This window comes from Lysinibacillus sphaericus OT4b.31, from assembly GCF_000392615.1.
GTDB classification, from domain to species: domain Bacteria; phylum Bacillota; class Bacilli; order Bacillales_A; family Planococcaceae; genus Lysinibacillus; species Lysinibacillus sphaericus_B.
Genome location: NZ_KB933454.1, coordinates 1 through 422, shown reverse-complemented (window position 1 = coordinate 422; position 422 = coordinate 1). Strand labels below are relative to the sequence as shown.

General features: G+C 31.3%; 1 protein-coding gene. It reads left to right on the top strand.

Annotation, left to right across the window (positions count from 1 at the left end):
- Positions 1-369 (top strand): hypothetical protein (locus H131_RS25135; protein ID WP_010861508.1); only part of this gene is annotated, 369 nt, incomplete at its 5' end.
- Positions 370-422 lie beyond the last annotated feature (53 nt).

The following is a 422-nucleotide window of genomic DNA, read 5'->3' as shown; positions in this document are numbered from 1 at the left end:
TATGATTTAGACGTTTTCAACCCTACATATAAAAAAATCTTCTTCCATGAAATTGAAATGAATGAAAATGAATTCCCTTTACGCTCAGGTTTTGCAAACATGTATTACAGTGCAACTCGTTCTGATGGTGGTCGGCTATTATTAACAAATCAACGAATAATTTTTTGTGCCCATGCTCTTAATATAAATCCTAATTTATGTTGGGAATTAAGTTTAGGCAGAGTAGATCGAACTGAACTCGGTTTAAATCTTCTTATTACACAAAGAGTTCATATTTTTGATAGAGAAGAAAATAATACAACATTTGTTGTGTATGGTGGGAAACACTGGCTAAATGAAATGGGTCATGCCTTAAACAAGATTAAATAGAAAACACAATATAAGAAGTGACCATGGTGTTAAGAGATAATAAAGTTGTTTAA